This window comes from Pseudomonas sp. FG13 (assembly GCF_057809755.1).
Genome location: NZ_JBMDKO010000004.1, coordinates 206682 through 232181 on the forward strand (window position 1 = coordinate 206682; position 25500 = coordinate 232181).

The 25500-nt window shown below is 61.1% G+C and carries 24 protein-coding genes; 13 read left to right on the forward strand and 11 right to left on the reverse strand.

From position 1 onward, the window contains the following. Nucleotides 1–2: 2 nt before the first annotated feature. Entirely contained in the window at nt 3–389 is a 387-nt protein-coding gene (locus ACODTO_RS06170) for a cytochrome b/b6 domain-containing protein (RefSeq protein WP_175385741.1), read from the reverse strand. Between the two features lie 121 nt (nt 390–510). Here ACODTO_RS06170 and earP point away from each other — a divergent pair, with 121 nt between their 5' ends. Beyond that, nucleotides 511–1644 carry an elongation factor P maturation arginine rhamnosyltransferase EarP gene (earP, locus tag ACODTO_RS06175; protein WP_489106092.1) on the forward strand — a complete coding sequence of 378 codons (1134 nt, stop codon included), beginning with the start codon at nt 511–513 and terminating at the stop codon, nt 1642–1644. Between the two features lie 48 nt (nt 1645–1692). Further along, complete coding sequence (locus tag ACODTO_RS06180; protein ID WP_007955690.1) at nt 1693–2262, forward strand: elongation factor P; 570 nt, start codon at nt 1693–1695, stop codon at nt 2260–2262. An 87-nt stretch (nt 2263–2349) separates the two neighbouring features. On the opposite strand, the gene ACODTO_RS06185 is transcribed toward ACODTO_RS06180, so the two are convergent. The 3 genes from ACODTO_RS06185 to ACODTO_RS06195 all read right to left on the reverse strand — a co-directional run bounded on the left by ACODTO_RS06185 (nt 2350) and on the right by ACODTO_RS06195 (nt 4645). After that, nucleotides 2350–3363: an alpha/beta hydrolase gene (locus ACODTO_RS06185; protein WP_139647017.1), complete on the reverse strand. Its 1014-nt coding sequence runs from the start codon at nt 3361–3363 to the stop codon at nt 2350–2352. Nucleotides 3364–3398: 35 nt separating this feature from the next. Beyond that, nucleotides 3399–3818: an organic hydroperoxide resistance protein gene (locus ACODTO_RS06190; protein ID WP_489106093.1), complete on the reverse strand. Its 420-nt coding sequence runs from the start codon at nt 3816–3818 to the stop codon at nt 3399–3401. A gap of 365 nt (nt 3819–4183) precedes the next feature. After that, a complete protein-coding gene (locus ACODTO_RS06195; RefSeq protein ID WP_139647014.1) occupies nt 4184–4645 on the reverse strand; it encodes a MarR family winged helix-turn-helix transcriptional regulator in 462 nt (153 codons plus the stop codon). 128 nt (nt 4646–4773) lie between these two features. Between ACODTO_RS06195 and ACODTO_RS06200 the strand changes: the two genes are divergently transcribed. After that, nucleotides 4774–5541: a sulfite exporter TauE/SafE family protein gene (locus tag ACODTO_RS06200; protein WP_217505605.1), complete on the forward strand. Its 768-nt coding sequence runs from the start codon at nt 4774–4776 to the stop codon at nt 5539–5541. Here ACODTO_RS06200 and ACODTO_RS06205 read toward each other — a convergent pair. After that, entirely contained in the window at nt 5531–6385 is an 855-nt protein-coding gene (locus tag ACODTO_RS06205; RefSeq protein ID WP_024776693.1) for a LysR substrate-binding domain-containing protein, read from the reverse strand. The two genes, ACODTO_RS06200 and ACODTO_RS06205, sit on opposite strands and share 11 nt — an antisense overlap. 97 nt (nt 6386–6482) lie before the next feature. Here ACODTO_RS06205 and ACODTO_RS06210 point away from each other — a divergent pair, with 97 nt between their 5' ends. Together ACODTO_RS06210 and ACODTO_RS06215 are read left to right on the forward strand one after the other, a co-directional pair. After that, a complete protein-coding gene (locus ACODTO_RS06210; RefSeq protein WP_041020071.1) occupies nt 6483–6701 on the forward strand; it encodes a DUF1127 domain-containing protein in 219 nt (72 codons plus the stop codon). A gap of 64 nt (nt 6702–6765) precedes the next feature. Then, nucleotides 6766–7995 (forward strand): winged helix-turn-helix domain-containing protein, encoded by a 1230-nt coding sequence (locus ACODTO_RS06215; RefSeq protein WP_489106094.1) that lies wholly within the window; start codon nt 6766–6768, stop codon nt 7993–7995. Between the two features lie 110 nt (nt 7996–8105). On the opposite strand, the gene ACODTO_RS06220 is transcribed toward ACODTO_RS06215, so the two are convergent. Continuing rightward, the gene (locus tag ACODTO_RS06220) at nt 8106–9452 is read right to left on the reverse strand and encodes a class II 3-deoxy-7-phosphoheptulonate synthase (protein ID WP_489106095.1); all 1347 of its coding nucleotides are present in this window, start codon (nt 9450–9452) and stop codon (nt 8106–8108) included. A 127-nt stretch (nt 9453–9579) separates the two neighbouring features. On the opposite strand from ACODTO_RS06220, the gene ACODTO_RS06225 reads away from it, so the two are divergent. Together ACODTO_RS06225 and ACODTO_RS06230 are read left to right on the forward strand one after the other, a co-directional pair. Continuing rightward, complete coding sequence (locus ACODTO_RS06225) at nt 9580–10335, forward strand: spermidine synthase (protein WP_041020074.1); 756 nt, start codon at nt 9580–9582, stop codon at nt 10333–10335. Nucleotides 10336–10733: 398 nt separating this feature from the next. After that, nucleotides 10734–12407 carry a DEAD/DEAH box helicase gene (locus tag ACODTO_RS06230; protein WP_024776698.1) on the forward strand — a complete coding sequence of 558 codons (1674 nt, stop codon included), beginning with the start codon at nt 10734–10736 and terminating at the stop codon, nt 12405–12407. A 197-nt stretch (nt 12408–12604) separates the two neighbouring features. Here ACODTO_RS06230 and ACODTO_RS06235 read toward each other — a convergent pair whose 3' ends face one another. After that, nucleotides 12605–13372 carry a DODA-type extradiol aromatic ring-opening family dioxygenase gene (locus ACODTO_RS06235; RefSeq protein ID WP_139647005.1) on the reverse strand — a complete coding sequence of 256 codons (768 nt, stop codon included), beginning with the start codon at nt 13370–13372 and terminating at the stop codon, nt 12605–12607. Nucleotides 13373–13475: 103 nt separating this feature from the next. On the opposite strand from ACODTO_RS06235, the gene ACODTO_RS06240 reads away from it, so the two are divergent. Next, complete coding sequence (locus tag ACODTO_RS06240) at nt 13476–14129, forward strand: thiopurine S-methyltransferase (protein ID WP_139647003.1); 654 nt, start codon at nt 13476–13478, stop codon at nt 14127–14129. A 157-nt stretch (nt 14130–14286) separates the two neighbouring features. On the opposite strand, the gene htpX is transcribed toward ACODTO_RS06240, so the two are convergent. Continuing rightward, nucleotides 14287–15174 (reverse strand): protease HtpX, encoded by an 888-nt coding sequence (htpX, locus tag ACODTO_RS06245; RefSeq protein WP_139647001.1) that lies wholly within the window; start codon nt 15172–15174, stop codon nt 14287–14289. 299 nt (nt 15175–15473) lie between these two features. After that, complete coding sequence (locus tag ACODTO_RS06250) at nt 15474–16685, reverse strand: pyridoxal phosphate-dependent aminotransferase (protein WP_053155200.1); 1212 nt, start codon at nt 16683–16685, stop codon at nt 15474–15476. 218 nt (nt 16686–16903) lie between these two features. On the opposite strand from ACODTO_RS06250, the gene msrB reads away from it, so the two are divergent. The 3 genes from msrB (at nt 16904) to ACODTO_RS06265 (ending at nt 18490) form a co-directional block, all read left to right on the forward strand. Beyond that, entirely contained in the window at nt 16904–17299 is a 396-nt protein-coding gene (gene msrB / locus ACODTO_RS06255) for a peptide-methionine (R)-S-oxide reductase MsrB (RefSeq protein WP_047701530.1), read from the forward strand. A gap of 247 nt (nt 17300–17546) precedes the next feature. After that, a complete protein-coding gene (locus ACODTO_RS06260) occupies nt 17547–18032 on the forward strand; it encodes a glutathione peroxidase (protein ID WP_139646999.1) in 486 nt (161 codons plus the stop codon). After that, nucleotides 18029–18490, forward strand: coding sequence for a MarR family winged helix-turn-helix transcriptional regulator (locus ACODTO_RS06265; protein ID WP_139646998.1), 462 nt, complete (start codon nt 18029–18031; stop codon nt 18488–18490). Before ACODTO_RS06260 ends, ACODTO_RS06265 begins: the two co-directional genes overlap by 4 nt. Here the strand turns inward: ACODTO_RS06265 and ACODTO_RS06270 are convergent. Further along, nucleotides 18474–20795: a hybrid sensor histidine kinase/response regulator gene (locus ACODTO_RS06270; protein WP_175362954.1), complete on the reverse strand. Its 2322-nt coding sequence runs from the start codon at nt 20793–20795 to the stop codon at nt 18474–18476. The two genes, ACODTO_RS06265 and ACODTO_RS06270, sit on opposite strands and share 17 nt — an antisense overlap. 163 nt (nt 20796–20958) lie before the next feature. Here ACODTO_RS06270 and ACODTO_RS06275 point away from each other — a divergent pair, with 163 nt between their 5' ends. Beyond that, nucleotides 20959–21849 carry an ATP-binding protein gene (locus ACODTO_RS06275; protein ID WP_139646994.1) on the forward strand — a complete coding sequence of 297 codons (891 nt, stop codon included), beginning with the start codon at nt 20959–20961 and terminating at the stop codon, nt 21847–21849. Further along, nucleotides 21846–22328: a GAF domain-containing protein gene (locus tag ACODTO_RS06280; protein ID WP_139646992.1), complete on the forward strand. Its 483-nt coding sequence runs from the start codon at nt 21846–21848 to the stop codon at nt 22326–22328. Before ACODTO_RS06275 ends, ACODTO_RS06280 begins: the two co-directional genes overlap by 4 nt. A gap of 119 nt (nt 22329–22447) precedes the next feature. Here ACODTO_RS06280 and ACODTO_RS06285 read toward each other — a convergent pair whose 3' ends face one another. Next, complete coding sequence (locus ACODTO_RS06285; RefSeq protein WP_139646990.1) at nt 22448–25399, reverse strand: HD domain-containing phosphohydrolase; 2952 nt, start codon at nt 25397–25399, stop codon at nt 22448–22450. Nucleotides 25400–25500 lie beyond the last annotated feature (101 nt).

Here is a 25500-nt window from a genome sequence, read left to right on the forward strand (position 1 = left end):
GGTCAGTCGCAGAATTGCAAAACGTTGGCGCGGGTCTTCTCGCTCGGCGCGTTCCGATCCTGCTCCAGCCAGAACTGGCACTTGGGGTTGGATTGGTTGCGCGGGTTGCTGCGGGCCTGGTCGAGGGCTTGTCGTTGTTCGTTGCGCTGAAGGTTCTGCTGGTATTGCTCGAACATGGGATTCGGCGGTTCGGTAGGCGGTTGCACGGCAGGCGGTTGCGCCAGTTGGTGCACGGCGGCAGCCACCGGGGCGAGCTGTTCGCCCAGGACGAATTTCGACAACAGCCAGCCCGTCAGTACGATGGCGAGGAATCCCAGCCACAGGCCCAGGGCGATGCTGACGGTCAGTTGCAAGGCGGTGAGGCGCGGGGCGGGCGGGTGTTCGGGCATGGTTGCTTCCTGGCAAAGGCATGGATAGACGACGATTGTCGCATGAAGATTAATCGCCGTCGGCTCTTCTGCATCATCGGTTTATTCGGGACAATCAAGGCTTTGCCACAGGGAATCGGGAATGGCCGTGCGTTGGGATATTTTTTGCACCGTCGTCGATAACTTTGGCGACATTGGCGTCACCTGGCGTCTGGCCCGGCAATTGGTAGCTGAGCACCACTGCGCGGTCCGGCTATGGGTCGATGACCTGCGAGCCTTCGAACGGCTGTGTCCGGAAATCGACGTCACGCTGGCCGAGCAATGGCAACAAGGCGTGGATGTGCGCCATTGGCCCAAGGACTGGCTGGGCGCCGATGCCGCCGACGTGGTGATCGCCGCGTTTGCCTGCCAGTTGCCAGGAGCCTACATGGACGCGATGGCGGAGCGCCAGACCGCGCCGCTGTGGATGAACCTGGATTACCTCAGTGCCGAGGACTGGGTGATCGGTTGCCACGGGTTGCCGTCGGTCAAATACAGGCATGTCCAGAAGTATTTCTTTTTCCCCGGCTTCCGCGAGGGGACTGGCGGCTTGCTGCGTGAGTCTGGGTTGCTGGCGCGACGTCGGCAATTTCAACAGGATGTCGCGGCGCAACGGACGTTCCTGCAGGGGTTGGGCGTCGAGCGCGCATCGGATGCGCGGCTGATTTCGCTGTTCGCCTACGAAAATGCCGGGCTGGCCAGCTGGTTCGATGCGATGGCCGGCGATGCCCGGCCGTCCCATGTGCTGGTTCCCGAAGGGCGAGTGCTGGGGGATGTCGAGCGTTGGCTCGGGGTGGCCGACCTCAAAGCCGGTGCGTTGCATCGACGCGGCGCCCTGACGGTACAGGTGCTGCCGTTCGTCCGTCAGGATCAGTACGATCAGTTGCTGTGGTGCTGCGATTTCAATGCGGTGCGGGGCGAAGACTCTTTCGTGCGGGCCCAATGGGCGGGTCGACCTTTCCTCTGGCATATCTACCAACAGGAAGAAGACGTTCATCTGGAAAAGCTCGACGCATTTCTCAGGCTGTACACCCAGGAGCTTGCAGAGCCTGCCGCAAAAGCGATGAGCGGTCTCTGGCAGGCGTGGAATGCCGGTCAGGACATGTCCGGGCACTGGAAAACCACCTGCGAACAGCTGCCGGTGCTGGCTGAACACGCCCATGCATGGTGTCTGGAACAGGCCTCGCGACCCGATCTTGCCGCGGCGCTGGTGAAGTTTTATGGAAATTGGATATGATACGCGGCCTAGATTTTTGTAAATCCCATCCAAATTCGGATATTCGCAATGAAAACTGGTAAAGAACTTAAACCCGGTACCGTGATTCGTATCGACAACGATCCTTGGCTGGTTCAGAAAGCTGAATTCACCAAGTCGGGTCGTAACAGCGCGATCATGAAGACCAAGCTGAAAAACCTGCTGACCGGTTACAAGACCGAAACCGTTTACGGTGCGGACGACAAACTGGACGACGTGATCCTCGACCGCAAGGAAGCGACCCTGTCCTTCATCAGCGGCGACTCCTACACGTTCATGGACACCACTGACTACACCATGTACGAGCTGAACGCCGAAGACATCGAAAGCGTTCTGCCATTCGTGGAAGAAGGCATGACCGACGTCTGCGAAGCCGTGTTCTTCGAAGGCCGTCTGGTTTCCGTAGAGCTGCCGACCACCATCGTGCGTCAGGTTGACTACACCGAAGGTTCCGCTCGCGGCGACACTTCCGGCAAGGTGATGAAGCCTGCCAAACTGAAGAACGGTACCGAGTTGTCGGTTGCTGACTTCATCGAAATCGGCGACATGATCGAGATCGATACCCGCGAAGGCGGCTCCTACAAAGGCCGCGCTAAATAAGCGAAGTCTTGTGTATGAAAAAAAAGCCCGACCATTGAGTCGGGCTTTTTCATTTCTGCGGGGGCCTGTCAGTCCCCTCGCCATTCTTCATTTCAGATGCTGTTTCAACTCTTCAGACACCTGCAGCATTGCCGAACGCACTGCCGGCACCTGGCTGACCACGTTGAGCAAGCCATAGTCGTGAATCATGCCGTTGTAGCGTACCGCTGTGACCGGCACGCCGGCCGCATCCAGTTTGCGCGCATAGGCCTCACCTTCATCGCGCAGTACATCGGCCTCGGCGGTCTGTACCAGCGCGGGCGGCAGGCCCTTGAGTTGTGCGGTGCTGGCCCGCAGCGGCGAGGCATAGATCTCGTTACGTTGCCCGGCATCGGTGGTGTAGTTGTCCCAGAACCATTTCATCATGTTCTTGCTGAGGAAATGTCCCTCGGCGAATTGGTTGTAGGACGCGGTCTCGAAGTTCGCATCGGTCACCGGCCATAGCAGCGCCTGGAAGCGGATCGCTGGCGTGCCCTTGTCCTTGGCCATCAAGGCCACGACGGCTGCCATGTTGCCGCCGACGCTGTTACCCGCCACGGCCAGGCGCTTGCCGTCGACATTGATCTGCTTGCCATGCTCGGCCACCCATTTCGTCGCGGCATAGGCCTGGTTGATCGCCACCGGGTAATGCGCCTCGGGGGAGGGCGTGTAGTTGACGAACACCGCCACTGCACCCGACCCCGCCACCAGGTCCCGAACCAGGCGTTCGTGGGTCGGGAAATCTCCCAGGACCCAGCCACCGCCGTGGAAGAACATGAACACGGGCAACTCACCCTTGACCCCGGCCGGGCGGACGATGGTCAGGCTGATCGACTGGCCATCGACCTGGATGGTCTTCTCGCTGACATCCGCCTTGGGCAACGTCAGTTTCACCCCCGCCTGGGCACCGACCAGTACTGCGCGGGCATCCTTCGGCGATAGTTGTTCCAGGGGCTTGCCGGTGCCGGCATTCAATGCATCGAGAAACGCCTGGGTATTGTGCTCGACGATGCCGTCGGCGAAGGCGCTGCTGACGCCAAGTGCGAGAAGGGTGCCGGTCAGGGCCTTGGTGAACGTGTTCATGGGAATCTCCTTGGGTTCGGTCCGGATCGGTGGGTTTAAACGGTCACGTGCAGGCGAACATCAACGTTGCCGCGGGTGGCGTTGGAGTACGGGCAGACCTGGTGAGCCGCGTCCACCAGGCTTTGCGCGTCGGTCTGGTCCAGGCCGGGCAAGCTGATGTGCAGGTCGATGTCGAGGCCGAAACCGCCGGGAATCTGACCGATGCCAACATGGGCGGTGATCGAGGCGCTGTCCGGGATCTTGCGTTTGCTTTGGCCGGCGACGAATTTCAGGGCGCCGATGAAGCAGGCCGAATAGCCGGCGGCAAACAGTTGTTCCGGGTTGGTTGCCACACCGCCGGCACCGCCGAGCTCCTTGGGGGTGGCGAGTTTGACGTCGAGGATGTTGTCGCTGGAGATCGCACGACCGTCACGGCCGCCGGTGGAGGTTGCGATTGCGGTGTAGAGAGTTTGCATGATGAGAGCCTCGTTTCTGGGTTGGTCGTATCGCGCTAAATGTTTGCGCGCTAAGTAGGTGTGAAGCGAATATAGTTCGCTAATATTTAGTGCGCAAGATAAATTTTTGGTCGAGGTCCTGCTTTTCAGACTCAATAGCCATGAAAGCCTTGAGTTAGAGCTGTTTGATTGGATGAAATTTTTTTAGCGGAGGCTGGAGTGACGCCATCGCGAGCAGGCTCGCTCCCACAGTGGTTATGGGATGTTCTCGGGAAAAGCGTCCACCACAACTTCCCTGTGGGAGCGAGCCTGCTCGCGATAGCGGTGGGTCAGTTGAAGGGGGGAGGATGATGTCTTCGCGAATGGGCTCACCCCTGGAGATGGGGTTACAGGCTGTCCTGCAAGTGGCTGCGCAGCGCCTGCAGCTCCAGTTGCAGCTTCTTCAGCTGTTCCATGGTCTGGCCGCTGGCGCCAAGGATGCACTGTGGAATATCGAGGGCCTTCTCCCGCAGGGCGCGGCCCTGTTCGGTGAGTTCGACGATCACCACGCGTTCATCTTCCCGGCTACGGGTGCGGCTCAGCAGGCCTTCGGCTTCCAGGCGCTTGAGCAGCGGCGTCAGCGAGCCGGGGTCGGTGAGCAGGCGTGTGCTGATTTCACCGACGGTCAATCCGTCTTTTTCCCATAACACCATCATCGCCAGATACTGGGGATAGGTCAGGCCGAGAGCTTGCAGCAACGGCTTGTAGACCTTGGTCATCATCAGCGACGTGGAGTGCAGGGCAAAGCAGACCTGGTTGTCGAGCAACAGGGCTTCGCAGGGTTCGGGGGTGTCGCGCTGGGGGCTCATGGCACAACCTTCAATCGATAATCCTGACGAATCTAGCGGGCGAACCTTTAAGGCGCCAGATAATTCTGACGTTCTGATCAGATGTTGCGTTCCCCCACTGGCGCCGACTGCGTAGGATAGACGCTCTGATGAAGGGGGAATCGTCTGTGATCGAAGTTGCGTTGTATCTGGTGCTGGGGGCCGCGTTGGGCACCTTGGGGGGATTGTTCGGCATCGGTGGTGGGCTGATCGCGATTCCGGTATTGGGCGTATGGTTCGGTCTGGACCAGCAGATTGCTCAGGGTACCGCCCTGGTGATGGTGGTCCCCAATGTAATGCTCGCGTTGTGGCGTTATCACCAACGCAACCGCATTGAGTTGCGTCATGTGCTGCCGTTGGCGTCCATGGGTTTTTGCTTTGCCTGGCTCGGCTCGATATGGGCCGTAGGTGTCGACGCCGAAAGCATGCGCATCGGCTTCGTCGCGTTCCTGGTCGCCCTGGCGGCCTATAACCTGACCCGCATGTTCACCGCTACCGCGCCGGCTTCTGCGCAGATGCGTTATGGCTGGCCATGGCTGGGTGTACTGGGGGCGGCATCCGGGACCATGGGCGGTCTGTTCGGTGTCGGCGGCGCTGTGGTTGCGACGCCGATCCTGACCAGCCTGTTCGGCACCACCCAGGTGGTCGCCCAGGGATTGTCGCTGTCGCTGGCCTTGCCCAGTACCGGCGTGACCCTGGCCACCTATGCATTCCACCATCAAGTGGACTGGTGGATCGGCTTGCCACTGGCTGTCGGCGGTTTGCTGAGCATCAGCTGGGGCGTGAAAGTCGCCCACGCCATGCCGGAGAGGCTATTGCGCGGGCTGTTCTGCGGTTTTCTGGTGTTGTGTGCGGTGCTGCTCGTCTTTAAAGTTTGAAGCCTTCGACGATGTGCTCGGCCAGGCATTCGGTGATGGGCGACGGATTGTGCAGGTTGCGGATCAGCATGATGCTGGCCTCAGGCAGTTCCGGCAGGTTTTCGGCCTCGCCGAGCACACGCATGTCCGGTGTCAGCAGGCTTTCCAATTGCGCGGTGATCGCCAGTCCCGCGCCCACCACCGCCATGAGTGCCGACAGGCTGGAACTGTTGTAGGCCACGCGGTATTCGCGGCCCATGGCATCCAGCGCATTGCAGGCCCATTGACGGCAGAAGCAATCGCTATTGAACATTGCCAGCGGCAGCGGTGTTTTCTCATGGGCGCTGAAACACGCCGCTTCGGCCCAGACAAAGCGTTCCTTGCGCAATAACTGGCCGATTTCATCCCCTGGCTTACGGGTAACGATGGACAGGTCCAGGTCCTGGCGCAGCAGCAACTGCTTGGACGATTCGCAGTGCACTTCAATCTCGATCAATGGATAGAACTGGGCGAAGCGCTGCAGGATGCCGGGCAGGAAGCGCATCACGTAGTCATCCGGCGTGCCGATGCGCACGGTGCCGACCATATGCGGTTCACGCAAGGTGTTGAACACCTCGCTGTGCAGCTTGAGGATGCGCCGGGCGTAACCCAATAGCACCTGGCCTTCGGCGGTGAGCTTGACCTGGCGCCCGTCACGCTCGAACAAGCGGCGCTGCAAGACATCTTCTTCGAGGCGCTTCATCTGCATGCTGACGGCGGATTGGGTGCGATTGACCAATTCACCGGCGCGGGTAAAACCACCCTGGTCGGCAATGGCGACGAAGGTCCGCAGCACTTCCGTATCGATGCTCGGGTAACTCGACAATTGATCAATCTCCGAGATGTATTGCATAAGAAACATTCGTTGGATTGATCTTAGCCTTGGGGCGAGACTTGAACCACCCCCAACGGAGGACATCACGATGAAAGGTCAGAAAGGATACGTATCGATAGATAGACATTCATTCCATTTTTCCCTCAGCGACCTGCTGCACAAGTTTAGCCGCTGGTATGAATTGCACCACGAGCGCGAATTGCTCGCCGGTCTGAGCGACGAGGCGCTCAAGGACATCGGCGTCAGCCGTGCAGATGTAGAACAGGAAGTGGTTCGGCCATTCTGGGATGACCCAATGCACAAATGAGCCATCCCTCCCTACACAAATCGATGACTGGTGAGGTAGGTTGCGAGCAGAGAAGGAGATCTCCATGCCCGCGACTGTGTCCTTTACCCTCAAACAGGCCCGGCGTCTGGCGTTGGCCGCTCAGGGATTCAATGGGCGGCTGGCGCCGGCTTCGGTGCAACCCGCACGTCTCAACCGCCTGATCGAACGCCTCGGCGTGCTGCAGATCGATTCGGTCAATGCGCTGGTACGTTCACATTATCTCCCGCTGTTTTCCCGCCTCGGTCACTACAACCCCGATCTGCTCGATCAAGCGGCCTGGAGCCAGGGGCGGCGGCGCACGCTGTTCGAATATTGGGGGCATGAAGCGTCGTTGCTGCCCCTGTCGATGTATCCACTGATGCGCTGGCGCATGGCCCGCGCGGCCCGTGGCGAAGGCATCTATCAACAACTGGCGCGATTCGGCCATGAACGACAGGATGTCATCCGCCGCGTCCTGGCGGCCGTCCGGGAGCAGGGCGCCTTGGGCGCTGGCAGTTTGTCCACACGGGCGGAAAAGGCTGGCCCCTGGTGGGATTGGAGTGCCGAGAAGCACGCGCTGGAGTGGCTGTTCGCCGCGGGCGAGGTCACGGTGGCCGGGCGGCGTGGCTTCGAGCGGCTCTACGATTTGCCGGAGCGGGTACTTTCGGCCTCGGTCCTGGAACAACCGGTTCCGGACGAGGCCCAGGCCCAACGCGCCTTGCTGTTGCATGCCGCTGGGGCATTGGGTGTGGGGACCGAGAAAGATCTGCGCGACTATTTCCGCCTCGATCCGGCCGACAGCCGTGCGCGCCTGGCCGAGCTGGAGGAAACCGGTGAGTTGTGGCGCTGCCAGGTGCAAGGCTGGAAGCAACCGGCCTGGTGCCTGCCGGATGGGAAAATTCCCCGCAACGTGACGACCAGCGCTTTGCTCTCGCCGTTCGATTCCCTGGTTTGGGAGCGCAATCGCACCGAACGCCTGTTCGACTTCCGTTATCGACTGGAAATCTATACGCCGGCCCACAAGCGGGTGTATGGCTATTACGTGTTGCCGTTTCTGCACAACGAACGTATTGCCGCTCGGGTGGACCTGCGGGCAGAGAGAGCCCAGGGCCGGTTGGCGGTGCACGCCGTGCATGAGGAGCAGCCGGGATTGGACGAGGAGGGGATACAGGTCTTGGCGATGAATCTGCGGCGCATGGCCGACTGGTTGGGACTGGAGCGGGTTCAGCTCAATTGCCAACGGGCGAGTGGGGTTCGGTTGGCGGGGGCGTTGGCTGGAATCGACGGTGGTTGATCGGGCCCCATCGCGAGCAGGCTCGCTCCCACATTGACCGTGCTGTTCACAAATATTGTGTGCACCGAATCACCTGTGGGAGCGAGCCTGCTCGCGATGGCGTTTGGACGTTAGCGCCGAACCTGCTTCAACGTCTCGGCAATCAGGAACGCCAGCTCCAGCGACTGATCGGCATTCATCCGCGGATCGCAATGGGTGTGGTAACGGTCCGACAGCCCATCCTCGGTAATCGGCCGTGCGCCGCCGATGCATTCGGTGACGTTCTGCCCGGTCATCTCGATGTGAATGCCGCCGGCGTAGGTGCCCTCGGCTTCGTGGACCTGGAAGAAGTGCTTCACTTCGCCGAGGATCTGCGCGAAATCCCGGGTCTTGTAGCCGCTGCTGGCCTTGATGGTGTTGCCATGCATGGGGTCGGAACTCCACAGCACCTGCTTGCCTTCGCGCTGCACGGCGCGCAATAGCTGCGGCAGATGATCACCGACCTTGTTCGCGCCCATCCGCGCGATCAGGTTCAGCCGACCCGGGTCGTTGTCCGGGTTGAGTACGTCGATCAGGCGGATCAGGTCGTCAGGGTTCATGCTCGGGCCGACCTTGACCCCGATCGGGTTGTTCACGCCGCGCAGGAATTCGACATGGGCACCGTCCAACTGGCGGGTGCGGTCGCCGATCCACAGCATGTGGGCCGAGCAGTCGTAATAATCGTTGGTGAGGCTGTCCCGGCGCACGAAGGCTTCTTCGTAACTGAGCAGCAGCGCTTCGTGGGCGGTGAAGAAGCTGGTTTCGCGCAGTTGCGGCGAACTGTCCATGCCGCAGGCGCGCATGAAGGCCAGGGTTTCGTCGATGCGGTCGGCCAGATGGCTGTATTTTTCCGCCAGGGCCGAGTTGGCGATGAAGTCCAGGTTCCACTTGTGCACCTGGTGCAGGTCTGCGAACCCGCCCTGGGCGAACGCCCGCAGCAGGTTCAAGGTGGCGGTGGACTGGTGGTAGGACTGCAGCAGGCGTTCCGGGTCCGGTACGCGACTCTGCTCGTCGAAGCCGATGCCGTTGACGATATCGCCTCGGTACGCCGGCAGGGTCACGCCGTCGATGGTTTCATCGTTGGCCGAACGTGGCTTGGCGAACTGCCCGGCCATGCGCCCGACCTTGACCACCGGGCAACCGGCGGCAAAGGTCATGACGATTGCCATTTGCAGCAGCACCTTGAAGGTGTCGCGGATCTTTGCCGCGGAGAACTCCGCGAAGCTTTCGGCGCAATCGCCGCCTTGCAGCAAAAAGGCCCGGCCCTGGGTGACTTCGGCGAACTGGCGGCGCAGTTCCCGGGCTTCCCCGGCAAACACCAGCGGCGGATAGCTGGCGAGGGTCTGCTCGACTTGCAGCAGGTGCGCTGCGTCGGGGTAGCGGGGTTGTTGCTGGATCGGCAGGGCGCGCCAGCTGTCAGGGCTCCAGGGTTGGCTCATCGTGATCTCTAGGTGGTTGACGCTCGGACGGCCATGTTATCAGCAAATTAGTGCGTGACCTGTTCCCGTCGCTTGGCCGACAATTGCGCTTTTGCCGCAGCCCGCCCGGCAAGCATCAGGAGATGAAATGACAGAGGAGCGCGTCGAGCATCTGCTCGCCGAGGTGCACGACGAGTTCGGCATGATCCGGGTCTTCGAAGTGGCCGATTACCGGTTTCTCGAATTCGGCGATGCCATCGAGCAGAGCTGCGTGTTCACGGCCGATCCTAGCTGGCTCGAATATGACTACACCCGCGCGATGCTGATCGGCGCGTTGTGCCACGAGCAGCCGGAAAGCGCGCTGTTCCTAGGGTTGGGCGCCGGTACGTTGACCCAGGCCTGTCTCAGGTTCCTGCCGCTGGAAGACGTCGAGGCTATCGAACTGCGCCCCGATGTGCCGCGCCTGGCCATCGAGTACCTGGGGCTGGATGACGATCCGCGGCTGTACATCCGTGTCGGCGATGCCTTGGAGTTGTTGGAAACCGCAGAGCCTGCGGACCTGATCTTTGTCGACCTCTACACCGATGTCGGCCCCGGCGTCGGTCACCTGGCCTGGGGATTCCTGGAAAACTGCCAGAAGCGGCTGAACCCCGGTGGCTGGCTGGTGATCAACCAGTGGGCCACCGACGATGGCAAGCCGTTGGGCGCGGCGTTGTTGCGTGGCTTGTACCACCGGCACTACTGGGAACTGCCGGTGAAGGAGGGCAATGTGATCCTGATCGTGCCGGCGGACCTGGAGCAGGCGATGGACATGGAAGGACTGATCGCCCGCGCCGAAGCGTTGGCGCCACGGCTGGGCTACTCGTTGCTGCCGTTGATCAAGGCTATCCGACCGGCAACCTGATACAACCGAGAATCCTGTGGCGAGGGGATTTATCCCCGCTCGGCTGCGAAGCAGGCGTTGGCTTTAAAACCCTATGGGCCTGCTTCGCAGTCCAGCGGGGATAAATCCCCTCGCCACATAGGTGAACCGGTTTAGTGGCTCTAAAAAAATCTCCCTTTTCAGGCGAATTCCGGTATAGTGCGCGCCGGCCTTTAGCCGGGCCGCGTCAAGGTAGCGCAATTTTTCGAAGCCAGCTTCGGTTGCATGTCCCCACAACGGATGCTTCCACGACGTTCTTTTTCATTCATTCGTTTTCGCAAATCCCCGCCGACAAAGCTGCCAGGGCGACTCTTGAGTCTCAACACGGCATGTGCAGCTTTGGAGCATGGGTCTTTGCGGATGCACTTAGAGGCAGACCCATGACCCAGGAAATCGGCGGCTTCGCCGCTCTTGAACTTCATCCCAATATTGTCGCTGCAGTAGTCGCTACCGGCTATGAAGAGCCTTCGGCCATTCAGCAGCAGTCGATCCCGATCATTCTCGCCGGTCACGATATGATTGGTCAGGCGCAAACCGGTACGGGTAAGACCGCCGCGTTCGCCTTGCCTATCCTGCACCGCATTGATCCGTCCAAGCGCGAGCCGCAAGCTCTGATCCTGGCCCCAACCCGTGAGTTGGCGCTGCAAGTTGCAACTGCTTTCGAAACCTACGCCAAGCAAATGCCGGGCGTAACTGTTGTGGCTGTCTACGGCGGCGCGCCGATGGGCCCACAATTGAAAGCCATCCGTAATGGCGCACAGATCGTTGTCGCCACCCCGGGCCGTCTGTGCGACCACCTGCGTCGCGACGAAAAAGTCCTGGCCACCGTGAACCACCTGGTTCTCGACGAAGCCGACGAAATGCTCAAGCTGGGCTTCATGGATGACCTGGAAGTGATCTTCAAGGCCATGCCGGAAACCCGTCAGACCGTACTGTTCTCGGCCACCCTGCCGCAGTCGATCCGTGCGATCGCCGAGCGTCACCTGAAGGACCCGAAACACGTCAAGATCCAGAGCAAGACCCAGACCGTCACCGCGATCGAACAGGCCCACCTGTTGGTTCACGCCGACCAGAAGACCTCCGCAGTCCTCAGCTTGCTGGAAGTGGAAGACTTCGACGCCCTGATCATGTTCGTGCGCACCAAGCAAGCGACCCTGGACCTGGCCAGCGCCCTGGAAGCCAAAGGCTACAAAGCCGCTGCGCTGAACGGTGACATTGCCCAGAACCAGCGTGAGCGCGTGATCGACTCCCTCAAGGATGGCCGCCTGGACATCGTTGTGGCGACCGACGTGGCTGCCCGTGGCCTGGACGTTCCGCGCATCACCCACGTGTTCAACGTGGACATGCCGTACGATCCGGAATCCTACGTTCACCGTATCGGCCGTACCGGTCGTGCTGGTCGCGAAGGTCGTGCGCTGCTGCTGGTGACTCCGCGTGAGCGCCGCATGCTGCAGGTCATCGAGCGTGTTACCGGGCAGAAGGTGGCTGAAGTTCGCCTGCCGGACGCCCAGGCCGTTCTCGATGCTCGCATCAAGAAGCTGACCAACAGCCTGTCGCCGCTGGTGGCTGACGCCGAATCGACCCACGGTGATCTGCTCGATCGCCTGACTGCCGACATCGGTTGCAGCCCGCGCGCCCTGGCCGCCGCCCTGTTGCGCAAGGCCACCAATGGTCAGGCACTGAATCTGGCTGCAATCGAGAAGGAACGTCCTTTGGTGCCGAACAGCGCACCACGTGGCGATCGTCCCGAGCGTAGCGGGGACCGTCCGGACCGTGGCGACCGTGAGCGTCGTGCACCGATCCCGCTGGCCGAAGGTCGTGCCCGTTGCCGTACCGCCCTGGGTGCCCGTGACGGCATCGCCGCCAAGAACCTGCTGGGCGCGATCCTCAATGAAGGTGGCCTGGCCCGTGAAGCCATCGGTCGCATCCAGGTGCGTGACAGCTTCAGCCTGGTGGAACTGCCGGAAGATGGTCTGGAGAAGTTGCTGACCAAGCTCAAGGACACTCGCGTAGCCGGCAAGCAACTCAAGCTGCGTCGTTATCGCGAAGACTGATCGACCCTTGGGTTGATTGATCGAGCATGAAAAATCCCCGACTGGTTCGGGGATTTTTTATGCCTGTCGTTTAGTGTTCCGTCGGTTGATAATGTTGCCCCTTTCGCGAGCAGGCTCGCTCCCACATGGGATCTCTGCCGCCATCCCAAACCCTGTGGGAGCGGGCTTGCTCGCGAAGGAGCGACCCGGTTCGCCTGTCAATCGAACCGGTAGATGTCCATCCCCAGTGTTCCCATCGTGAATCCCTCATGGACCAGGCTGAATCTTGCGCCAGCACCCCGGGCGAAATACAGCGGCAACAGGTGCTCGTCGCTGGGGTGGCTGCGCACGGCATTGGGGGCTTGGCGGCGGTAATCATGCAGGGCGGCCTCGTCGCCGGCTGCCAGCTTCTCCACGATCCAGTCGCGAAAGTCCTTTGCCCAGGGCTCGACGCTCTCGGGGCCGGCGTTCCAGTCCAGGTCACGCAGGTTGTGGGTGATACTGCCGGAGCCAATCAACAGGATGCCCTGCTGACGCAGGCTCGCAAGCGCCTGGCCGACCCGGGTCTGCAGCACAGGCCCCTGGTCGCTGGGCAGGGAGACTTGCACCACCGGGATGTCGGCCTGGGGGTACATCAAGGACAACGGTACCCAGACACCGTGGTCGGACGGCCGCTGGGCATCGAGACGTGCCGGCAGGTGCGCGGCGTTGAGCAGGTCCGCTACCCGGGCTGCCAGTTCTGGCTCTCCCGGCGCGGGGTACTGCACCTGGTACAGGGCCGGCGGGAAGCCGCCGAAGTCGTGCCAAGTGCGCGGTTGTGGATTGGCGCTGACCAGCAATTCGCTGCTTTCCCAATGGGCGGACACAATGACGATGGCCGTAGGCCTGGGCAGTTGCGCCGCCAGGCGAGCCAGCGCCGGGCCGCTGTCGCCGGGCTCGAGGGCGAGCATCGGTGAGCCGTGGGAGATAAACAGGCTGGGCAGCATGGACGAGCTCCTGAGCGTTAAGATGCGATTATCTTCTGCCAGGTCAATGATCTAAATCTAATATAAGTTTTAACCTGTTTTGATCGAATTTTTGGAGCGAATAATGGATCCCGAGTTTTGGCATAAGCGTTGGTCAACGAATCAGATCGGTTTTCATTCGTTGGAGGTGAACTCCTACCTGCAACGTTTCTGGCCGCCAATGGGTTTGGAGCAGGGCAGTCGGGTGCTGGTGCCATTGTGTGGCAAGACCCTGGATCTGCTGTGGCTTGCCGATCAAGGGCATTCGGTATTGGGGGTGGAGTTGTCGGAAAAAGCCATCACCGATTTCTTCGATGAGCATCAGTTGACGCCGAGCGTGAGCGAGGAGGGAGCTTTCAAGGTGTTCCGTGCCGGGCGCATCGAGATCCGCTGCGGTGATTTTTTTGCCTTGAGCCCGGAAGATCTGGTCGGTTGCGCCGCGCTTTACGATCGCGCGGCGTTGATAGCCTTGCCTGCGCAAATGCGTGAGCGGTACACGGCGCACCTGCAAAGTCTGCTGCCTGGCTGCGCCGGATTGCTGATCACCCTTGAATACAACCAGGCTGAAATGCCCGGGCCGCCATTTTCCGTGAGTGATGATGAAGTGCAGCGGCTGCTGGGGAACCGCTGGCAGCTGGAGATCTTGCAGGAACAGGATGTGTTGGAGGAAAGCTGGAAGTTCATTCAGGCTGGGGTGACCAGGCTGGATGAACGGGTTTATCGGATTTCCAATCGCTGAGTAGCGGGTGATCGTTCCCATGCTCTGCGTGGGAATGCAGCCTGGGACGCTCTGCGTTCCCAAAGGCCGAACGCGGAGCGTCCGTTGAGGCGTTCCCACGCAGAGCGTGGGAACGATCATCGTATCGTTGCGGGCTTCCTCTTTGCGCTCGAACCGATCAGCCGCGGCGACGCAGTGCGTCGATACGCTCTTCCAGTGGCGGGTGGCTCATGAACAGGCGAGCCAGGCCCTGCTTGACGCCACCGTTGATACCAAAGGCATTCAGGGTGTCGGGCATGTGTACTGGCAAACCTTGCTCGGCACGCAGGCGTTGCAGGGCGCCGATCATGGCGCTGGTGCCGGCCAGGCGTGCGCCGGCATCGTCGGCGCGGAATTCGCGTTTGCGCGAGAACCACATGACGATAGCGCTGGCGAGGATGCCCAGTACCAGTTCGGCGAAGATGGTCGCCACGTAGTAGGCGATGCCTTGGCCTTCTTCGTTCTTGAAGATCACCTTGTCGACGAAGTTGCCGATGATGCGGGCAAAGAACATCACGAAGGTGTTCACCACGCCCTGGATCAAGGCCAGGGTCACCATGTCGCCGTTGGCAACGTGGCCGATCTCGTGGGCCAGCACCGCCTTGACTTCATCGGGGGAAAACCGTTCGAGCAGGCCCTGGCTGACAGCAACCAGTGCGTCGTTCTTGTTCCAACCCGTGGCGAAGGCGTTGGCCTCATAGGCCGGGAAAATCCCGACTTCCGGCATCTTGATGCCGGCTTCACGGGACAGCTGCTCGACGGTTTGCAGCAGCCATTGCTCGTGACGAGTGCGCGGCTGGCTGATGATCTGCGTGCTGGTGCTCATCTTCGCCATCCACTTGGAGATGAACAGCGAGAACAGGGAACCGGCGAAGCCGAACACCGCACAGAAGATCAGCAGCTGATTGAGGTTGAGGTCAACCCCGTTGGCCGCCATGAACCCGTTGAAGCCGAAAAGGCTCAGGGTGATGCTGGCAATCAGCACGACCGCCAGGTTAGTGGCCAAGAACAGCAGGATGCGCATCATGGTGGTAGCAATCTCCTCATGCTAAAGATGTAGCGTTATGCGGGGTATATAAGGTGCCGCCGCAGGCTATTCAACTCAGCGACTATTTCAAACTGTGTCCTACAGACGTCCTAAATCAATGAAAGACTTTTCTGAAAGTCACTGAGGAAAAGCCGGATGCCGCCCTTGCCCCGTGAACGTTGGGCCGCGTCGCCCGTCCGCTGCTGAGGATTCAGTGTAGAAGCCCTGCCGGGGCCAGCGGAACGGATATGTTGCTGAATCAAACAGCGCGCGAGGCGGGGTGCCTCGCGCGCTACGGCTTACTGTCGGTAGGACTTGAGGAAATTGCCGATCCGGCCGATGGCTTGCTCCAGATCGTCGACCCGTGGCAGGGTCACGACGCGGAAATGGTCCGGCCACGGCCAGTTGAACGCCGTACCCTGGACGATCAGCAGTTTTTCCGACAGCAGCAGGTCGAGCACGAATTTTTCATCGTTGTGGATCGGGCAGACCTTCGGGTCGATCCGCGGGAAGGCATACAGCGCGCCCATCGGCTTGACGCAGCTGACGCCGGGAATGTCGTTGAGCAGTTCCCAGGTGCGATTGCGCTGTTCCAGCAACCGGCCTGGTGGCAGGACCAGGTCATTGATGCTCTGGTAGCCTCCCAGTGCCGTCTGGATCGCGTGCTGGCTGGGTACGTTGGCGCACAGGCGCATGTTGGCCAGCATGTCGATGCCTTCGATGTAGCTCTGGGCATGATGCTTGGGGCCGGAGATGGCAATCCAGCCGGAGCGGAAACCCGCCACCCGGTAGGATTTGGACAAGCCGTTGAAGGTCAGGCACAGCAGGTCCGGCGCCAGGGACGCGGTGCAGATGTGCACGGCATCGTCGTACAGGATCTTGTCGTAGATCTCGTCGGAAAACACCACGAGGTTGTGCTGGCGGGCCAGTTCGAGCATGCCCAGCAGCACTTCCCTGGAGTACACCGCACCGGTCGGGTTGTTCGGGTTGATGATGACCAGCGCCTTGGTGTTCGGCGTAATCTTGGCCTTGATATCCGCGAGGTCCGGGAACCAGTTGGCCTGCTCGTCGCACAGGTAATGCACCGGGTTGCCGCCGGACAGGCTCACGGCGGCGGTCCAGAGCGGGTAGTCCGGTGCCGGTACCAGCACTTCGTCGCCGTTGTTGAGCAGGGCCTGCATGGACATCACGATCAGCTCGGACACCCCATTGCCCAGGTAGATGTCTTCGATACCGACGCCTTCGACCTGCTTCTGCTGGTAGTACTGCATCACGGCCTTGCGCGCGCTGAACAGGCCCTTGGAATCGCTGTAGCCTTGGGCGGTCGGCAGGTTGCGGATGACGTCCTGGAGGATTTCATCGGGCGCTTCGAAACCAAAGGGTGCCGGGTTGCCGATGTTCAGCTTGAGGATGCGATGGCCTTCCTCTTCCAGGCGTTTGGCGTGCTTGAGCACCGGGCCGCGAATGTCGTAGCAGACGTTGGCGAGCTTGTTCGATTTGCTGACCTGCATGGCGATGTGTTCCCGAAGATGAACGATCCAGGCGGCGTGTGAACGGCCGTGCTGGTGATCCTGCGTCTGTGGCGAGCCTGACATGGCATGGGCGTCACAATCCGTTTGAATCCCCATGGCGCGACTGCCAGACTGGCGCTGACGAGGCGCAATCATACGTGCCGCCCGACCCGCGGAAAAGCGTCGGATCGGGCTTTTTCAATTGCCGAGGTGGGACGATGGAAAAGTTGGAGAAAACCCTTGAGGAATGGCGCGCCATGCTCGACCCGGAGCAATACAACGTCTGTCGGTTGAAGGGCACCGAACGGCCGTTCTCGGGTAAATACAACGGCACCAAGACCGACGGTGTGTACCACTGCATCTGCTGCAACGAGCCGCTTTTCGATTCGCAGACCAAATTCGATTCCGGTTGCGGCTGGCCGAGTTTCTACGCGCCCATCGAGGGCAGCGCGGTGGTGGAGGTGCGGGATGTCAGTCACGGCATGATCCGCACCGAAGTGGTCTGCGCCAAGTGTGATGCCCACCTGGGTCATGTATTTCCCGACGGCCCGCCGCCCACGGGCTTGCGGTATTGCATCAACTCGGTGTGCCTGGATCTCGTTCCACGAGAGTAGATCTGTGGCGAGGGGATTTAGCGAAACGTCGCACCGCCCCGCTGGGCTGCGTAGCAGCTCCAATAGGCGTCTACCTGAAAGATCAGGCCGATGCATCCCTCCTTGGGCTGCTGCGCAGCCCAGCGGGGATAAATCCCCTCGCCACAGGTTTGTGTCAGGGCCTATGGAGGTGGCTGGATAATTAAATTGCACACAATTGAATTGCTCGCTATCTTGCACGCCAGTCCCATTACCAAGGAGCCTTGCCATGAGCGACAATCTGCTGAGTATTCCCTGCACCACCATCAAGGGTGAGCAAAAGACCCTGGCCGATTTCGCCGGCAAGGCCGTGCTGGTGGTCAACACCGCCAGTCAGTGCGGTTTCACCCCGCAGTACAAGGGGCTTGAGCAGTTGTGGCAGACCTACAAGGATCAGGGCCTGGTGGTGTTGGGCTTTCCCTGCAACCAGTTCGGCAAACAGGAACCGGGCAATGAAGGGGCGATTTCCGAGTTCTGCGAGCTGAATTTTGGCGTGAGTTTTCCGCTGTTCAAGAAAATCGAGGTCAACGGTGCCAACGCCCATCCGCTGTTTGTCCAGCTCAAGCAGCGGGCGCCCGGCGTGCTGGGGTCCAAGGGCATCAAGTGGAATTTCACCAAGTTCCTGGTCGGCAAGGACGGTCAGGTGGTCAAGCGTTTCGCCCCGACTACCAAACCCCAGGACCTGACCCAAGAGATCGAAGCCCTGCTCAAATGAACGACGTGCCCGTCGATTCGCTGAAGCTCGACAGCCAGTTGTGCTTCAAGTTATACGCCGCTTCACGGGCGGTGATCCGGGGTTACAAGCCGATGCTCGACCAGCTCGGCCTGACCTACCCGCAATACCTGGCGATGCTGGTGTTGTGGGAGTGGCAGGACGCTGCGCCGGAACAACCCACGGTCAAGGCCCTGGGTGAACGGCTGCTGCTGGATTCCGGCACGTTGACGCCGCTGCTCAAGCGCTTGGAGCAACTCGGCCTGGTCCTGCGCCAGCGTTCGGCCCGGGACGAGCGGGAGGTGCACCTGAGCCTGCTGCCGGCGGGTCTGGCGTTACGCGAGCAGGTTGGTCCCCTCAAGGCTCGTCTGCTGTGCGACAGCGGGATTGATCTCGATCGCCTGGGGGAACTGCGTAACGGTCTCGATCATCTGCTAGGGCAGATCAAAGCGCTGACGTAGTCGGCACCCATTGATCCAGCATCGCCGCCAGTTCTTCGCGGCGGAATGGCTTGGACAGGTAATCGGTCATGCCGGCACCCCGGCAGCGTTCCCGCTCTTCTGGCATGGCGTTGGCCGTCAGCGCGACAATCGGCAAGTCCGGCCAGCGACCGCTGCGACGAATTTGCCGACTGGCTTCGTAGCCGTCCATCACCGGCATGTTGCAGTCCATCAGCACCAGGTCGAAGGTGTTTTGTTCGAGTTGATCCAAGGCCTCGGCGCCATGGGCGGCGACAATCACTTCGCAGCCGAGCTTGACCAGCATGCCTTTGGCGACCAGTTGATTAACCGGATTGTCTTCCACCAGCAGCACCCGTGCGCGCCTGGACGGCGGTAGGGCTTCGATCTGCGTGTCATTGATGATGGTCGTCTCGCTTTGCAGGGCACGACGCAGGATCTGATACAGCGCATGACGCGCCAGTGGCCGGGCCTGTTGGAGCAGGGGGGCCAGGGCGACGGCCTGTTCGCTGGGCATGAAGCTGCCGTAGGCGGTGACGAGCAGGATCGGTGCGTTGAAGGTTGGCCGCAAGTTGAACAGGCATTCAGGGCAGTCGGTAATCAGGACATCAGGCTTGAGGCCCAGCAAATTGTCATCCACGGAGCGTCTCAGGTAGTCCAACCCCCAGGTGGGCAGCAGCATGTCCAGCAACTCGGCCAGTCCGCTGCTGTTGGCGGTAATGGCGACGATATTGCCACGCAAGGGTTCGACCGGCGCCGCCGGGGTGTGGCAGGGCAGGGGCAGGTCGGCGCAGAACTGGCTGCCGAAACCGGCTTCGGAGCTGATCGTCAAGCGGCCCTGCATGGCTTCGCAGAGGTTGTTGGTCAGCGCCAGGCCCAGCCCGGTGCCCCCGAACTGACGGGTAATGCCGGCGCCAGCCTGGGTGAATGGCTGGAAGATTCTCGCCTGGGCATCCTGGGGAATGCCGATGCCAGTATCGCAGACCTCGATCCGCACTCCGCCTTCATAAGCGCTCAATCGCACATCGACCCGGCCGAAGCGGGTGAATTTGAGGGCATTGGACAGCAGGTTGCTGACGATCTGGCGCACCCGGGTCGGGTCGCCAAGCACCTGCGCCGGGAACTGCGGTTCAATCAGGCAGGCCAGCTCGACGCTGGGGGCGGCATTCTGTGAAAGCAGGTTGGCCGTGTCTTCGATCAGGGAGCCGAGATCGAACGGAATGCGTTCGAGTTCCAGTTGACCGGCGTCGAATTTCGACAGGTCGAGAATGTCGTTCAGCAGCTCGACCAACACTTTGCCGGAGTCATGGGCGATCGAGAGCTGTTGCTGTTGTTCGGCGGTCAAGGGGCCGTCAAGGGACAGGGCGATCATGCCCAGCAAGCCATTCAGCGGTGTGCGAATCTCATGGCTCATGCTGGCCAGGAACGCGGAGCGTGCTTCGGCCATGTCCAGGGCGGTACGCCTGGCCACTTCCAGCTCTTCGTTGGACTGGCTGAGGCGGGCGTTGATGGCCTTGAGTTCGGCGGTGCGGGCCGAGACGATGTTTTCCAACTGTGCGAGGTATTCGGTCAGGCGATTTTCCGCCATGCGCCGTTGCTGGATTTCGGTGGAAATGTTTTCGAACTGCTGGTTGGCGACCGACACCAGTACGCCGATTTCATCGTATTGGTGGCCGGAAGGGCATTCCAGGCTGCTCTGTTCGTTGCTGCCCGGGTCGCGGCTGCTCAGTTCGCGGATGACCCGTACCAGGGGCTTGGTCAGCATCACGTAGAACAGGGCCAGTAGCAGGCCGGTCAGGATCAGGCTACGAGCGAACCCGTTGAGCAACGTGACCTCGGCCCGACGCAGGAAGCGACTGCCGAAAGCATAGGTGTCGACGTCCAGTCGCAGCACGCCCAGGGATTCGTTGGGCAGATGATCCAGGTAGAGGCGGTCTTCGAACCGGCGCTGGGCGCCAAACAGAAAGTCGCTGATGAAACGGTAACTGTTCTGCAGCTCGGGTCGTTTGACGTCGGCCAGCACGGTATTGTTGTTGTCGACCAGCTCGGCGCCGATGATGGCGGGCGAGCGCAACAAGCCCAGGGCCAGCTCCTGGGCCAGTTCGGCGTCGATGTTGTAGGCGATGCGCGAGGCCGGGTTGTGGCTGATTTCCAGTAACGACAGGATCTCGCGGTTGATCGACGCGTCTTCGCTGGCATAATCGATGCCTATCTGCACCAGGCTGAGCAAAGTGCCCAGCACGAAGCCCACCAGGACGGTCAGTCGGGCCTGCTTGTATGACAGCCGTTGGGTGAATCTGATGTCCATGGAATGGTGAACCACTTACGTTTCCCTTCGCCGGTCAAGCATAGCTGATCATCTCTGGAGACCGGCGCGGCCGGTGTGTGCTGGATGGGATGAAACGCTCTTTGAAAACGGCGTTTCGGCGCGGCAGCGCCATCATTACTGTGAATTTGTCCGAGGAGAAGACGTGGACGCCCGATTGAATGCTTTTCTTGAGCGCGCCGATGCCGTTCTGGCCCGCATCGAGCCCCTGTTGCCCGCTCCCCGGCCCGCCATCGACTGGACGGTGACCCTGGCTGCCCGCTGGCAGCGCGACGGACGCAGCGGCTATCTGCTGCCGCTGCAGGTCAGCCTCGACATGCGCCTGTCGGACCTTATCGGCGTCGACCGCCAGGTCGAGCAACTGGGCCGCAACACCCGGCAGTTCATCGACGGCATGCCGGCCAACCATGCGTTGCTCTGGGGCTCGCGGGGAACGGGCAAGTCGTCCCTGGTGCGTGCCTTGCTGGCCGAGCATGCCGGAGATGGCCTGCGGTTGATCGAGATCGAGCGCGATCACCTGGCCGACTTGCCCCGAGTGGTCGAGCAGATCGCCAGGTTGCCCCAGCGCTTCGTGTTGTTCTGCGATGACCTGTCGTTCGAATCCGGTGAGGGTGATTACCGCGTGCTTAAAAGTGTGCTGGACGGTTCCCTCGAACAGGCGCCGGACAACGTGTTGTTGTACGCCACGTCGAACCGCCGTCACCTGGTGCCGGAGAAGGAAAGCGACAACGAGAACTGGAAACGGGTCGACGGCGAACTTCATCCCAGTGAAGCCGTGGAGGACAAGATCGCGTTGTCCGACCGTTTCGGGTTGTGGCTGTCGTTCTATCCGTTTACCCAGGAGCATTTCCTCAACGTGGTGGAACACTGGATCGGCGAGCTGGCGGCGAAGGCCGGGCTGGCCTGGCAGCGTGACGAGGCGCTGGACGTGCTGGCGGTACGCTGGGCCACCGGACGCGGCAACCGCAACGGCCGTTGCGCCTATCAGTTTGCCCGTTATTGGGTGGGCCTGAAACTTCTGGAGCACAAGGCATGATCGATTTGAAGAGCACGGGCCTAGGCCTCGACGGCTACGGCTTGTTATCGGCACAACTGGAGTCCCTGCTGGCGGATGAGCGCGATTTCATCGCCAACGCCGCGCAGTTTTCGGCTTTCCTGTTCAGTCAGCTGGACGATTTGAACTGGGCCGGTTTTTACCTCAATCGCAACGAGGAACTGGTGCTGGGTCCGTTCCAGGGCCAGATCGCCTGTGTGCGGATTCCTTTCGGGCGGGGTGTTTGCGGCGCTGCAGCCGCGAGCGGCCAGACCCAACGTGTCGAGGATGTCCATGCTTTTCCCGGCCACATTGCCTGCGACAGCGCGTCGAACAGCGAGTTGGTGGTACCGCTGATCAAGGACGGGCGACTGATTGGCGTACTCGACCTGGACAGCCCGAAGCTGGCGCGCTTCAGCGAACGTGACCAGGCGGGCATCGAGCAATTGGCGGAGATTTTTCTGCGTTTGACCGATTGCTGAATGGGCAGGAACTTCAGTGGGAGCAAGGCTTGCCGGCGATGGCGGCGGCATGGTCGACATCGTTTTCAACTGAGCCACCGATCGCGAGCAGGCTCGCTCCCACAGGGATTGCGGCATGATCAGCATGACCGCAATCCCGCCTGGGCCAACAGGCTGTCCGCGTCGACGTCATCGATCTGCTGCGGATCGAGAAACTGGTTGGCGTAGCTCAGGTAGATCTGTTCATCGATGAACAGCCCGAACAGCTCGGGGTCGATGTGGGCCTCACGGCACATGGTGGCCATGATGCCCAGGGCTTCGCTCAGTTTCTTGGCTTTCTTGTAGGGGCGGTCGGCCGCGGTCAGTGCTTCGAAAATGTCCGCAATCGCCATCATGCGTGCCGGCAGGCTCATTTGCTCGCGCTTGAGCCGCTTGGGGTAGCCGGTACCGTCCATTTTCTCATGATGCCCCCCGGCGATTTCCGCGACATTTTCCAGATGGCTGGGGAAGGGCAACTGGCTGAGCATCAGGATCGTTTGCACCATGTGGTGATTGATCACGTAACGCTCTTCACGGGTCAGTGTGCCCCGCCTGATGCTGAGGTTGTAGAGTTCGCCACGGTTGTATTTCCATGGCGGGACGTCCAGCTGGAAGCCCCACGGGTTGTCTGCCGGGATCAATTCGGCATCGTGGTGCTCGAACAGATGCTCGGGTTTGTCGGCCAGCAACGGTTCCGAGACCGGAAGCGTTGGCTTGGGCGAGCGCGCCTGGCGTCGGTTTTCTTCCCAGGAAACCCCCAGGCGATCATCGAGGGTCCGGGTCCACGGACGTTGGGCAATGCGTTGCAGGCGTTGCAGGTCGGCGTCGGCCATGGCTTCGGCGCCCAGGTTGCAGTGGGCGACGAAGGCAAAGTCGTCGTCGAGGCTGGCCAGCGCCGCATCCCGTGACTGCGCCAGGGAGGACGGCTCGCCACCCATTGCCAGGGCCTGCCAGTAATCGATCCAGGCGTCGCGTTTCAGCACTTCGAAACGGGTGCGGATTTCGTGGATGCGGTCGTTCAGGGTTTCCAGTTTGGTGGCTTTGTCCACCACGTACTCGGGAGTGGTGACTTTTCCGCAATCATGCAGCCAGGCAGCGATGTGCAGGGCTTCCCACTCATCTTCCGTCGGTCGGTAGGCCTTGAACGCCGGTGTCTGGCTGGTGGCGGCGGCCTGGGCGAGCATCAGCGTCAGGACTGGCACTCGCTGGCAATGGCCACCGGTGTAAGGGCTCTTGGCATCGATGGCACCGGCCAGCAGTTGAATGAACGAATCCAGCAATTGTTTTTGCCTGGCCTGCAGGCGCTGGCTTTCGATGCTCACGGTAGCGGCACCGGACACGGCCTGCAGGAACGCGATGCGGTCCGGTTGCAGTTTTTCCAGGTCGGCCTCGGTGCCGCTGTCGTTGATCAACAGCACCAGGATACCCACGGTTTCCTGATGACGATTGCGCAGACGGATGCCGATCAGGTGCACGCGTGGAGCGTCCAATGCCCGCAGGACGCCTTGCAGGTCACCCGCCTGCTCGAAACCCAGGGAAGTGACGAGGTTATCCGAGACAGCCAGTTGCTGGAGCCATGGAGGGCTGTCGTTGCTGCTCAGCGCATGGCGCTGCAACTGGAAAGCGCCCAGGTCCTGTGGGGTCTGCTCGATCACCAACCCATAGGGTTTCATCTGATCGCTGTCGTTCTCGCGCAGGTAGATCAGGCCGGCTTGGGCCTGACCGATGTTCACGGTCTCGAACAGCACCCGCTCCAGCAGCGGGGCGAAGCGGGTTTCGGCGCGCAGGCTGGCGGTAATTTCGAAGAAGCTTGCCAGGGTCTCTTTCATCCGGGCCATCGAGAGGCTCAGCTGATCGACCTCCAGCACCAGGGAGCGGCGGGCCATCGGGTAATGGAAATCGAAGCTGCGAATGGCATCGGCCTCTTGCACCAGCGCGTCCAGAGGCTTGACCAGTATCCTGGAGGTCAGCCAGCCCAGGGGCAGGCACAGCAGCAGGGTGGCGAGGGTAATCAGCGCGCCTTGCCAGCGCATGCGATAGGCGTCGACCAGCAGTTCATCTTCCGGGACCAGCAACGCCAGTTCCAGGCCCTGGGGACCGCCTTCCTCCATATGGCTGCGGGAAACGATCCATCGACGTCCAGCCACCTCCAGGCGTGAGGCATCACTGCGCGCGTCCAGCACGGCGGCGATGGCCGGATTGAGGTCGCGGGCCTTGATCAGGCGTGCCGAGTGGGTATCGGTGAGTAAGCGGTTGCTGTCGGGGTAGCCCACCGCATTGCCAAGAGGGTCGAGCAGCACGATCTCGGTGTCGGTGGTGACCTTGTGCTTGGCAAGGGTCTGGGAAAGAGCCGCCAGGGTCAGGTCGGCACCGATGACCGCCTGGTCGCCGCTACGTCGGGCGAGGGTGGTACCGATGTCGTGGGTGGAGAAGAACACGTAGGGCTCGGTGGTGATCTGGCCGGCCGTTTCCAGCGCGCTGCGAAACCAGCTTCGGCGGCGTGGATCGAAGGTGTCACCGGGGTTGTCCTGGCGACCGATGAGCACCAGCGCCTGGTCGTAGAACAATGACTGGGAGCGGATCGGGCCTTCAGGGTTTGCGCGTTCCACGGTCCAGACCTGATAAAACGCGTTGGCAGGCGCTTTCAAGGCGGTCTTCAGTGCCTCGGTGCGTAGCGGCCGGACCATCAGGAAGTCACCGTTGCTATCGCCCAGATACAACGAAGCCAGGTTCGGGTTGTCTCGCAGCGCCTGGCTGAAGGGCCCTAACAGGGCCAGGCGTTGGTCCACGTTGGATGCCTGTGTCGCGGGATAGTCGGCCAGCAGGCTCAACACGTGGCGGATCGGTTCGTAGGTGTCGTACAGGTCCAGGCGCACGTCCTGTTCAATTCGGTTGAACAGCTTTTCACTGCTGGACAGGATGATCTGCGTCGTCTGCCGGTAGTTGAAGACCCCCAGTACCACACCAGTCAGCAACAGAAGCAGAGTGAACATCACGCTGATGTGGACGTGCAGGGGGAACCGACGTTGTTCCGGACGCGGCGCGCTGGGCATTGCAGTCCCTCCAGGAGTCAGGCGTTCTCAATGGTTTTGCACCGCGTTGCATTGACGCGAGCCAGGCAAGGCGCGGAGGGGAACACCATTGAGAACGCCCC

Coding starts and splice junctions, on each gene's coding strand:
- ACODTO_RS06270 (WP_175362954.1), bottom strand. CDS start 20,795: ATGGACATCAGATTCACCCAACGGCTGTCATACAAGCAGGCCCGACTG.
- msrB (WP_047701530.1), top strand. CDS start 16,904: ATGGAAAAGTTGGAGAAAACCCTTGAGGAATGGCGCGCCATGCTCGAC.
- ACODTO_RS06215 (WP_489106094.1), top strand. CDS start 6,766: ATGCCCGCGACTGTGTCCTTTACCCTCAAACAGGCCCGGCGTCTGGCG.
- ACODTO_RS06180 (WP_007955690.1), top strand. CDS start 1,693: ATGAAAACTGGTAAAGAACTTAAACCCGGTACCGTGATTCGTATCGAC.
- ACODTO_RS06200 (WP_217505605.1), top strand. CDS start 4,774: ATGAAGGGGGAATCGTCTGTGATCGAAGTTGCGTTGTATCTGGTGCTG.
- ACODTO_RS06280 (WP_139646992.1), top strand. CDS start 21,846: ATGATCGATTTGAAGAGCACGGGCCTAGGCCTCGACGGCTACGGCTTG.
- ACODTO_RS06235 (WP_139647005.1), bottom strand. CDS start 13,372: ATGCTGCCCAGCCTGTTTATCTCCCACGGCTCACCGATGCTCGCCCTC.
- ACODTO_RS06190 (WP_489106093.1), bottom strand. CDS start 3,818: ATGCAAACTCTCTACACCGCAATCGCAACCTCCACCGGCGGCCGTGAC.
- htpX (WP_139647001.1), bottom strand. CDS start 15,174: ATGATGCGCATCCTGCTGTTCTTGGCCACTAACCTGGCGGTCGTGCTG.
- ACODTO_RS06210 (WP_041020071.1), top strand. CDS start 6,483: ATGAAAGGTCAGAAAGGATACGTATCGATAGATAGACATTCATTCCAT.
- ACODTO_RS06240 (WP_139647003.1), top strand. CDS start 13,476: ATGGATCCCGAGTTTTGGCATAAGCGTTGGTCAACGAATCAGATCGGT.
- ACODTO_RS06220 (WP_489106095.1), bottom strand. CDS start 9,452: ATGAGCCAACCCTGGAGCCCTGACAGCTGGCGCGCCCTGCCGATCCAG.
- ACODTO_RS06250 (WP_053155200.1), bottom strand. CDS start 16,685: ATGCAGGTCAGCAAATCGAACAAGCTCGCCAACGTCTGCTACGACATT.
- ACODTO_RS06185 (WP_139647017.1), bottom strand. CDS start 3,363: ATGAACACGTTCACCAAGGCCCTGACCGGCACCCTTCTCGCACTTGGC.
- ACODTO_RS06230 (WP_024776698.1), top strand. CDS start 10,734: ATGACCCAGGAAATCGGCGGCTTCGCCGCTCTTGAACTTCATCCCAAT.
- ACODTO_RS06170 (WP_175385741.1), bottom strand. CDS start 389: ATGCCCGAACACCCGCCCGCCCCGCGCCTCACCGCCTTGCAACTGACC.
- ACODTO_RS06225 (WP_041020074.1), top strand. CDS start 9,580: ATGACAGAGGAGCGCGTCGAGCATCTGCTCGCCGAGGTGCACGACGAG.
- ACODTO_RS06265 (WP_139646998.1), top strand. CDS start 18,029: ATGAACGACGTGCCCGTCGATTCGCTGAAGCTCGACAGCCAGTTGTGC.
- ACODTO_RS06195 (WP_139647014.1), bottom strand. CDS start 4,645: ATGAGCCCCCAGCGCGACACCCCCGAACCCTGCGAAGCCCTGTTGCTC.
- ACODTO_RS06285 (WP_139646990.1), bottom strand. CDS start 25,399: ATGCCCAGCGCGCCGCGTCCGGAACAACGTCGGTTCCCCCTGCACGTC.
- ACODTO_RS06260 (WP_139646999.1), top strand. CDS start 17,547: ATGAGCGACAATCTGCTGAGTATTCCCTGCACCACCATCAAGGGTGAG.
- earP (WP_489106092.1), top strand. CDS start 511: ATGGCCGTGCGTTGGGATATTTTTTGCACCGTCGTCGATAACTTTGGC.